Here is a 7,450-nt window from a genome sequence, read left to right as displayed (position 1 = left end):
CCGAAGGGATCCAGTTGCTTCACGCGCTCGACTTGCATGTATTAGGCACGCCGCCAGCGTTCGTCCTGAGCCAAGATCAAACTCTCCATAAAATGCGAGCTTGGTTGCTCATTACTTAACTAGCTTTTTTCTTACTTAACATACTGATTGTTTTGTTCAGTTTTCAAAGATCAATGTCGCGGTGTTGTTTTTGCGACAACTTAATTATCATATCAAATTTTCTTGATGAAGTCAACTACTTTTTATCATTTGTTTCGGAAGTTGATGTCTGTCTCAAAAGCGACTTTAACAATATACCATGTTAACAAGCTTAAAGTCAATGACTTTTTCAAACTATTATTACTTCAATTTATGTTCACTGCCCTCGTTTCTTGGGCGGATTAATAATATACCATGATAGCTATCTATTCGCAACACTTAGTTCAATCCAATGAAATTCAGAAGAATACTATATAATGAAGGAAAATAATCAATCATAATACAATTTGTTGCATTGTTGTTGATATACCGCTAAATAAACCTTGTTATTTCTATCAAATTCAACCCCCTCTTTCTCTAATAATATTCTTTGTGTTGTATAACCCTCATCCTTTAAACTAATCTTGCCTTGACTATTTATAACCCGATGCCACGGTAATTCATATTTTCTACTCATGGAATGAAGTACTCTTGACACTTGTCTAGCAGCCCTAGGATTACCAGCAACTTTAGCTATTTGACCATAGGTCATCACTTTTCCGTATGGGATACCTTTTATAATAGTAACAACTGTTTTAGTAAAATCATTCATAATATTGCCCCCTGTCACAATATACAATGGAATAATGTAATTTTACAGGGACAAAAATCCTCCCCATATCTCCATCTGCAAAGTAAAAGGATAAGTGAAATTTCACTCATCCTCAACTATTCTAATTATTTACTTTTTCTTTTCCTTAAGCCACGCAACACTCATCGTACCATGACCGGTATGAACTCCAGCTACTGGGACAAGCGTTTGAATTTTAACTTTTATCTGTTGATGTACCTTCTCCAATTCTTCTTTCCATTTATATGCTTGTTCTTTTACTCCTGCATGCGAGATACACAATTCTTTTAATTGATGCTTCGCAATTGCCTCATCAATAATCTGAAAAACTTTTCTTTTTGCTCTCTTTTTAATTCGAACCTTTTCTGATACGACAACTTTTCCATCGTCAAATTTTAAGATTAAATTTATTTGCATAAGGTTAGCAAAAACCGTCTGCGTAGTACTAACTCTTCCACTTCTTTTCAATTGTTCTAAACTTTCAGGTAGTAAATACATTTCAGCTAATTCAGGTAATGCTTTAACTTCAGTCACAATATCTTCATAGGAATAGCCTTGCTCTTGAAGTTCCAATCCTTTTTCAATCATTTTCCCTAATGAATAATCCCCAATTCTCGAATCAATCACTTCTACTGGGAACTCAACCATCTGTGACGCAGTTATTGAGCTCTGAAATGTGCCCGTTAGTTCACTTGAAGCGTGGATTGCGATACCGTAATCATAATCTTCTTCTTTTAATTTCTCGTATAACTCAACAAATTCCCCATATCCAGGCTGGCTTGTTTTTGCGCCTTCTCCATGTTCCTTTAGCAACTCATAAACACCGTCTTTTGTTATATCAATATTTTCTCGATAAAGCTTATCATTGATAATAACACCCATCGGTAATACATGGATATTATGCCTCTTAATATACTCTTCTGACAAGCCACAGGTACTATCTGTAATCCAAGCAATTTTATTCATCATGCATTCCCCATTTCAAAAAGTAATATCTCTATTTATTCTAAATAGTGCTCAATATAAGAAAAATTATGTTAAAATTACAACCTTGACTTTATATGTTTTTATTAATTTTACTCCATTTATTGTTACGTGTAAAATTAACACTAAATAAGCCCTTGAGTTGGTTTTTTGAATCGTCTTAACCGTTTAACGCCCCCCTTGCCTCTCATATAATCAAGCAAATCTATAGTAAACAAGGACGAATGTTGATAAGACAAATACGAAGTTCAAGAACACAAAAACCATCTGATCCAATCTTGTCTTATGAATTCGGATTGGAGGATGATAGAAGGATACACCTTCAATGATAAATATTAATAAAACAATATGAATCATTGCATGACCAATGATTTCTGTCATACCGAAAATCGTTGTAGTCAATATAAATATTATTGTTACTACTACTGCTAAAATTCTATTTAAAATGCCAACAACGAGTAAATACCCTACTACGAATTCAATAAATGCAGCAAGCACTATAAATACAGCAGGATCAAAGCCAAATGTAGGTACCCCGTGTGTTTCGACGATATTAATTGTCATATCTGGATACACCCATTTTTCAACGGCTACCCAACAAAGACTCAGACCCGTTCCAAGATACAGAAAAGGAAATCCCCAATTTTCCAACTTTGTGTTACCAACTAATAAAACACCTATTATTGCGATATAAAATCCATAGTCTAACATATAAAACCAACCGGTATTGGTCCACTCATAAGCAAATAATCCTAGCATGATAATTGCTGCAAATTTAGTTGCGATGTGATGAGGGATTAAAAGTCCTGCAATAATAATCCACATAACAATCGCTTCCCATGTATAGTCAATCGCAAAATCCGGTGCAAACATTGTCCCTGATAAAACTTGAATGATAAAAGCTATAGCTGTACCATATTTTAGTATATATCTTGAATATTTTCTTAACCCTGCTAAAGCAGTGTCTGCTTTTTTCGCTATTGGTATATCCATAAGCTTATTCATTACTTGAGATAGAATTGCAAGAAGAACTGCAATAAGTAAGGAGATTGTTATAAATAAAGGCGAAAGTATCTGCTCTATAGACACTTTTTCAGCTGGGACAGAGGCAAACCACTTTACATGCCCGAGAACTATCATTGGTGTTAACAACACAAGGAAGAACATAAATATAGAAATAAATTTTTTAGACATTTAAATTTTCACCCTTTACACTCATTTGCTAATATTGTCTTCATTTTCAGTGCAATTATGATATAAAAACGAATTAAGTACAAGCATCTACCATTAAGTTCCTTACGGGATATTAACTTTATTCTACTCTGTTCACAAATTAGACTAATTTTTCTTTTGTTTTTTATCAGTTAATTATAATAAAGTCACAAAAAAACCTTTTTCCAGAAAGTTAATTTGGAAAAAGGTTTTAATATTTTGAGAATTTCTTTGTTGTGTCCACTATACGTTGGTCTCCTATCAGATATATTTAGAATAAATATTATTGTGTACGTCGATCAATGACTTGTTGTTGAATTTCATATTCATTAAACATGGTATAACACTCCTTCTATTTCGGGCGGCGCTCGATTACTACTTGTTGAATCTCATACTCATTCATCTTCAATCACCTCATTTATTTGTTAAGTTAATTATAGCTATCTACTTCCTTAAAATTAACGGCTGTAAGGTTGAACAGGACTAAGACTGTAGTCTGATTTTGAAGTAAGACCTAAGATATTAATAATTTCCAGAATTAAATCACTGCCGTATGGAATTATATAAATGAAGGAGTGATCACTTTGGGTTTAAATGAACTAATAATAAGAATTGGATTATCATTTGTAGTCCTACTAGTTTTAACTAGGATAATGGGTCGTAAAGAATTATCACAAATGACTTTCTTTAATTTTGTTTCAGGTATTGCCATTGGTTCCATCGGTGCTAACTTAGTTGTAAGTCAAAACCTTAGCATTCGTAATGGGATTATTGCATTAGCTGGTTGGAGTATTCTAACTGTTGTTATGGGGTTAGTAGATATAAAGTCAAAAGCTGCAAGAAAAGTAATTGCAGGAGAGCCTTTAATACTTATTAAAGATGGCCAAATAATGGAAGGCGCATTACGTAAAGCTCGGTTAGACATTGACGCGTTAAATGCTATTTTAAGAGAAAAAAATACGTTTTCTGTTGCAGATGTTGATTATGCAATATTTGAAACAGATGGTAAGTTATCAGTAATGAAGAAACATTATAAGAAATCCGTAACAAAAGAAGATATGCATCTGCAAAAAGTTTCCGAGGAAGTTTACTCTATGCCAACAGAAGTAATTTCCGACGGTACAATAAATCAAAAAAACTTAGATACTCTAAAGCTTGATCAAGCATGGTTAGAAAATCAACTCGCTCAAGCTGGAATTGATGATTTATCTAAAGTTTTTTATGCAGAAGTACAAAAAGATGGCAGCTTATACATTGACAATCATGATGATGTCGTTCATTAGCCAAACAACTTTAAAAAGAGTATTCAAAAGCTAAGAGGGAATGACTACATTTTTTAAAAACTCATAAAAGAGTAATCAATTTCATAATACCAATTTTGTCGTCACCTACAAAAATATAGTTGGATAAAACCATTTCCAAACTATATATTGCCCTTAGATGACTCGATAAGGTAATTATGAAATTGACTCAGAGAGATGAATACACGGAATCGTATATTCTTCTCTCTTTTTGGAATGCATTTCTACTATTTCCAAAGGTTAAGGTATAGAAAAACAGCTCCTATGATAGGAGCTGTTCCAATTGAACAATATTATTAATGTGCGGCATGACCTGTAGTCAAAATCCAAATCGAACCAGCAACAATAACCGCCGCAATAAACACACTATATACTATATTAATCGTATTTATCATACCTGACTTTCCTTCATTAATATGCATAAACATAATCAGTTGAACACCAGCTTGAAAAATTGCTAACGCACCAATCATCCACATAATTACTGATTTTGAAAAGTCTGTGCCTAATGCAATCCAAGCTGCCAACACAGTCATAACAATTGATAATAGAAAGCCAATTACAAGTTTTCCAGGGAAGACTTTATTTGTTTTTTCCATCCTACATCACCAACCCTCTCAAATAAACGAAAGTGAAGATAAAAATCCATACAACATCTAAGAAATGCCAATAAAGGCTAATTATAAATGTTTTACGTGCAGTTACTGGTGTGATACCTCGGCGTGCAATCTGAATGATTAACAAAGTTGCCCAACCAAGCCCCAAAGTTACGTGTAATCCGTGTGTGCCAAGTAAAGTAAAGAAACTAGACAAAAATCCACTTGTTTGTAACGTTGCACCCTCATGAACATAATGAATGAATTCATTGATCTCCATGTAAAGGAAACCCAGACCTAATGCCATTGTAACGACTAACCAAGTAATTAGCCCTTTTACATTGTTATTGCGCATTTGATATATCGCCAAACTACATGTAAAACTACTTGTCAATAGTAAGAATGTTTGGATCATGACATCCTTAAAAATAAAAATCTCATGCCCTGCTGGCCCATTTGCAGTATTTCCTTCTAAGACAAAATACCCTGCAAATAACGTGGAGAACAGGACAATTTCTGCACCCAAGAAAATCCAAAATCCTAATATATTCATTTCATTTTGTTTTGTTGAATATTCCAATGGTAAGGATGTTTCTGTCGCCATTATAGATCACCTCTCCACTTACGTTCTGTTTCCTCTACTTCTTCAGCTGAGACATGATAGCCATCATCATAATCAAATGAATTTGCAACTAAACACGCAATTATTCCAAGCGACCATATAGCCGCTAATGTAAACCATTCGAATACAAGGAAGAAACCGACTATACCAAACGCTATACCCATCAATATAGGAATCGCAGAGTTACTAGGCATATGAATTTCTTTTATATCTTGTTTCTTAAGCTTAAACGTTCCTTTTTTCTTCATCTTCCAAAATGGATCTAGTGAGTCAACTTTAGGAACAACTGCAAAATTATAATGTTGTACTGGTGAAGCTGTAGCCCATTCTAGAGTTCTTGCATCCCACGGATCACTTCCTACATCACGAGATGCAAAACGGAAGCTCCAGTAGATGTTATAGCAAAGCGCAGCAAATCCAGCTGCCATTATTAAGGAACCGGCTGCCGAGAACCCTAACCAGCCTTCCCAGCCAAGTCCTTCTGAATAAGTGTACATACGACGAGACATTCCATCTAAACCAACGAAAAACATTGGCATAAACGTTAAATTAAAACCAATTACGAATAACCAGAAATGCCATTTACCAATTTTTTCATTAAGTGTAAAACCAAACATCTTTGGCCACCAGTAGTATAGGCCTGCAAATACAGCGAATACCACACCTGGAATCAACACATAATGGAAGTGAGCAACTAAAAACATTGTATTGTGATACTGATAGTCAGCAGCAGCCATTGCAAGCATTACACCGGTAACTCCACCGATTGTAAAACAAGGAATAAATGCTAACGACCAAAGCATTGATGTAGTAAATTTAATTCGACCTTTTCGCATCGTAAATAACCAATTAAATATTTTAACACCTGTAGGAATAGCAATCATCATAGTTGTAATGGAAAAAACGGAGTTAACAGCCGCACTGTTTCCCATCGTATAGAAATGGTGTACCCATACAAGCATACTTAAAAATGCAATACCAACAATCGATGCAACCATTGTCTTATACCCATATAAATTTTTTCTGGAAAATGTTGCAATAACTTCGGAAAACATACCAAATGCAGGCAATACAACAATATATACTTCAGGATGACCCCATAGCCAAAAGAGATTTAGCCAAAGCATTGGATCCCCACCAGCAGCTACAGTGAAAAAGTGTGCACCGAACAATCGGTCCATCGTCATAAATGCTAATGCAACAGTCAAAATAGGAAATGCTGCAACGATAAGAATCGATGTAACCAGCGAAGTCCATGTAAACATCGGCATTTTCATAAGTGTCATGCCAGGTGCTCTCATTTTAAGAATCGTAACTATAAAGTTAATACCAGTTGCTAGTGTTCCAATACCAGCGATTTGTAAAGCTATCGCATAATAGTTATTTCCGACTCCAGGGGTAAACTCTTTACCAGCTAGCGGAAAATAAGACGTCCATCCTGCATCCGGGGAACCACCGATAACAAATGATATATTAAACAGCATCGCTGCAACAAAAAAGGTCCAAAAACTTAAAGCATTTAGCTTAGGAAAAGCTACGTCTCTTGCACCAATTTGTAATGGTAGAACAACGTTCATAATACCAATTAACATCGGCATTGCCATAAACAAAATCATAACGATACCATGTGTGGTGAAAACTTCGTCATAGTGTTGCGCATCTAGAAATTCCATATTGGGTCGAGAAGTTTGAGCTTTCATCATTAAGCCATCTACTCCACCTCTAAAGAACATCGCAACACCAGCTAAGATATACATGATACCAATTTTCTTATGATCTACTGTTGTAAGCCATTCTTCCCATAAATAACGCCATTTTTTAAAATAAGTAATCCCAACAACAGCACCAATTATTGTCAGCAAAATTGCAATTTGTGAAGCCAGTATTAATGGATCACCTGTAACCAAAATTTGATCAACACTCATTC

The 7,450-nt window shown here is 34.8% G+C and carries 7 protein-coding genes and 1 rRNA gene; 1 reads left to right on the top strand and 7 read right to left on the bottom strand.

The annotated features are described in order from the left end of the window. The 4 genes from QQS35_RS08400 to QQS35_RS08385 form a co-directional block, all read right to left on the bottom strand. Positions 1–92 (bottom strand): 16S ribosomal RNA (locus tag QQS35_RS08400); the annotation flags it as partial. Between the two features lie 377 nt (positions 93–469). Next, on the bottom strand, positions 470–790 hold the full coding sequence (locus QQS35_RS08395; RefSeq protein ID WP_285931513.1) for an MGMT family protein: 321 nt from the start codon (positions 788–790) through the stop codon (positions 470–472). A 129-nt stretch (positions 791–919) separates the two neighbouring features. Continuing rightward, the gene (locus QQS35_RS08390; RefSeq protein WP_285931512.1) at positions 920–1,774 is read right to left on the bottom strand and encodes a DegV family protein; all 855 of its coding nucleotides are present in this window, start codon (positions 1,772–1,774) and stop codon (positions 920–922) included. Between the two features lie 213 nt (positions 1,775–1,987). Then, positions 1,988–2,986 carry a DoxX family membrane protein gene (locus QQS35_RS08385; protein ID WP_285931511.1) on the bottom strand — a complete coding sequence of 333 codons (999 nt, stop codon included), beginning with the start codon at positions 2,984–2,986 and terminating at the stop codon, positions 1,988–1,990. A gap of 602 nt (positions 2,987–3,588) precedes the next feature. On the opposite strand from QQS35_RS08385, the gene QQS35_RS08380 reads away from it, so the two are divergent. Further along, positions 3,589–4,287, top strand: a complete 699-nt coding sequence (locus tag QQS35_RS08380; protein ID WP_285931510.1) for a DUF421 domain-containing protein — start codon at positions 3,589–3,591, stop codon at positions 4,285–4,287. Between the two features lie 314 nt (positions 4,288–4,601). On the opposite strand, the gene qoxD is transcribed toward QQS35_RS08380, so the two are convergent. The 3 genes from qoxD to qoxB are packed head-to-tail and all read right to left on the bottom strand — an operon-like array spanning position 4,602 to position 7,448. Further along, complete coding sequence (gene qoxD / locus QQS35_RS08375; RefSeq protein ID WP_285931509.1) at positions 4,602–4,904, bottom strand: cytochrome aa3 quinol oxidase subunit IV; 303 nt, start codon at positions 4,902–4,904, stop codon at positions 4,602–4,604. Between the two features lies 1 nt (position 4,905). After that, positions 4,906–5,505, bottom strand: a complete 600-nt coding sequence (gene qoxC / locus QQS35_RS08370) for a cytochrome aa3 quinol oxidase subunit III (RefSeq protein WP_285931507.1) — start codon at positions 5,503–5,505, stop codon at positions 4,906–4,908. Beyond that, on the bottom strand, positions 5,505–7,448 hold the full coding sequence (gene qoxB, locus QQS35_RS08365) for a cytochrome aa3 quinol oxidase subunit I (RefSeq protein ID WP_285931506.1): 1,944 nt from the start codon (positions 7,446–7,448) through the stop codon (positions 5,505–5,507). The genes qoxC and qoxB overlap by 1 nt, the downstream gene beginning before the upstream one ends. Positions 7,449–7,450: the final 2 nt, after the last annotated feature.

It is taken from the genome of Aquibacillus rhizosphaerae (assembly GCF_030282825.1).
Taxonomy (GTDB): domain Bacteria; phylum Bacillota; class Bacilli; order Bacillales; family Amphibacillaceae; genus Aquibacillus_C; species Aquibacillus_C rhizosphaerae.
This window is presented reverse-complemented; position numbering and strand designations above follow the sequence as displayed.